The organism is Acinetobacter sp. YH01009 (assembly GCF_013420765.1).
Lineage (GTDB): Bacteria > Pseudomonadota > Gammaproteobacteria > Pseudomonadales > Moraxellaceae > Acinetobacter > Acinetobacter amyesii.
Genome location: NZ_VOYE01000041.1, coordinates 1 through 2,153, shown reverse-complemented (window position 1 = coordinate 2,153; position 2,153 = coordinate 1). Strand labels below are relative to the sequence as shown.

The following is a 2,153-nucleotide window of genomic DNA, read 5'->3' as shown; positions in this document are numbered from 1 at the left end:
TGATCGACATTCACTCCGCGTTCAGCCAGCATCTCCTGCAGCTCACGGTAACTGATGCCGTATTTGCAGTACCAGCGTACGGCCCACAGAATGATGTCACGCTGAAAATGCCGGCCTTTGAATGGGTTCATGTGCAGCTCCATCAGCAAAAGGGGATGATAAGTTTATCACCACCGACTATTTGCAACAGTGCCCAAAAAAGTTCGTGGTGGAGAAAAGATAAGCTATGCAAGGCTTTAGGAGACGTGGTTTTTCAGGATGACGAAGAACGATTCGGCGCTAGGTGCAACATAGGTGCATCGCACGAGCGCTAGGAACGGCGAAAAAAGGCGGACGTGGCGAAATCGGTAGACGCAGCAGACTTTAAAATTGGAGTGCCCGCGGGGAAATCCGCGGAGTAGAACCGCTCAAAGTCGGGGAACGCTAACGGGCAATACCCTAAGCCAATCCCGAGCCAAGCCCCTTCGGGGGAAGGTGTAGAGACTGGACGGGCGGCGCCTAAAGCCTTCGGGCAATGGCGAAGGGACAGTCCAGACCACGAACGTCATCAGACGGCGGCGAAAGTCGAGGTGGTACGAAAATCTGCTTCTCTGTGAGAGTACGGGTTCGAGTCCCGTCGTCCGCACCACAAAGCCAAACATCCCTGCGATGATCGACCTCTGGGCGTTTGGTCGTGAGCCCGCCACCCTCGCGCTACGCTTTGCGCAGGCGTCGAAGGCGATCAGGTGCGCCCATCGATTCCGTCGAGCACCATCGCTGCGAGTTCATCGCTGGTGTGTGCACCACTATCGAGAACACGGGTTGTGCATGGAAGCCGTTCCCTTGCGGCCAAGCATCGGGCGACATTCGCTAATCGCCACTCTCGAATCTCCGCATTTCGATTCGGGTCAGGATGCATGGTCTGGTTCGCGATCCGGTGACGCAATAGGTCCTCGTTGAGCGTCAGAAAGATGTGCAGCAGCTGATCGTCGATCCGCCTTACCCCGTCGAGTATCTCAGTCAGATAGTCCGGGTGCACGAGCGTCATTGGGATGATGATGTCCTGCGAGTAATTCCTTCGAATCTCCCTGACCGCCGCGATCGTAAGTCCCCTCCACAAGGGGAGATCCTGATAGTCTCCGCTCGCTGGCATGGGGACCGTTTCTTTCACCACGAACCCGATTTCCTCGGGGTCAAAGATCAGCGATTTGGAACGCCGATCGCGCAGCCGCTTAGCGAGCGTCGTCTTTCCGGCGCCGAAAGGTCCGTTGATCCAGATTATCATTGTCGACGGCCTCTAACCTGAAGGCTCGCAAGAGCGCTCGACGGCCTCGTGCGGAGGCACGATCGGAGTGGTTCCGAAATGCTTCTCAAGATAGGTGACGCCGAACGTCACGATGTCCTGCGCGTCGAACAGGTAGCACTGAGCAAAGCCCACGACACCTTCTCGATGGCGACCGAGCTTCACGTAAGCATTTGCTATAGTTTCAACCGCATCCGGCTTTCCTTCGATAGCAAAGCAATCGAGAATGCCGTTTGAATCGTAATCCGATGCCGTTTTCCAGGCGACTTCACCGTCTCTTCCAAGCATCGGCATCTCATACGTCACCCACCGTTTGTTGGGGATATCGGCAACCGCCTCGGCGTAGTGCAATGCGGTAACGGAGTTTAGCGGCGCACCCAACAGCAGGGCCTTCCCGCCAAGGCGAACGAACCGCTCGACGGGCGATCCTTCCCCCAAGGCGTGACCGAGTTCGTGAGGCTCCGTCAGCGTTTCAGCCAGCGGACCAACCGCGACCATCGATGCATCGGGGTGCGCGCTGCGCCGCGCGCCGGGGGCTTGAACCAGAAATTGATTCAGCAGGCCGAACCCACGGTAAGTCCCGGCTGTTGCGGGATCGAACGGCAGCCAGGTACGGCGGGCTTCGTCATCCAGCCGAGCGCCATTCAGAGTCTCCTCGTAGGGTGATCGGTCCCACGACGCGTATCCCATCACAGTGCCAGTCGGCCCAACCGCGGAGCGTAACGCGGCAACGACCGTCTCCGCTCTGATGTGTGCTTAAAAAACAGGAGGGTTTAACTTGGTAAACTATACATACTCATTAGGAGTTTACCATGAGCAAGAAACAGAAGACTTACACCGCAGAATTTAAAGCTGAAGCCATAAAAGCCAT

Annotated in this window: 1 protein-coding gene and 2 pseudogenes; all 3 read right to left on the bottom strand. The window is 56.8% G+C overall.

Annotated features, from left to right (window positions below; translation table 11 throughout):
* Nucleotides 1–131: pseudogene (locus tag FTT76_RS17405) on the bottom strand (IS6 family transposase); the annotation flags it as partial.
* A 590-nt stretch (nt 132–721) separates the two neighbouring features.
* A complete protein-coding gene (locus FTT76_RS17400; protein ID WP_000587837.1) occupies nt 722–1,264 on the bottom strand; it encodes an AAA family ATPase in 543 nt (180 codons plus the stop codon).
* 12 nt (nt 1,265–1,276) lie between these two features.
* Nucleotides 1,277–2,026, bottom strand: a pseudogene (aac(3)-IId, locus tag FTT76_RS17395) (aminoglycoside N-acetyltransferase AAC(3)-IId); the annotation flags it as partial.
* Nucleotides 2,027–2,153 lie beyond the last annotated feature (127 nt).

Excerpts from the sequence above, each read along its gene's own strand:
- FTT76_RS17400 (WP_000587837.1), bottom strand. The coding sequence starts at position 1,264 with ATGATAATCTGGATCAACGGACCTTTCGGCGCCGGAAAGACGACGCTC.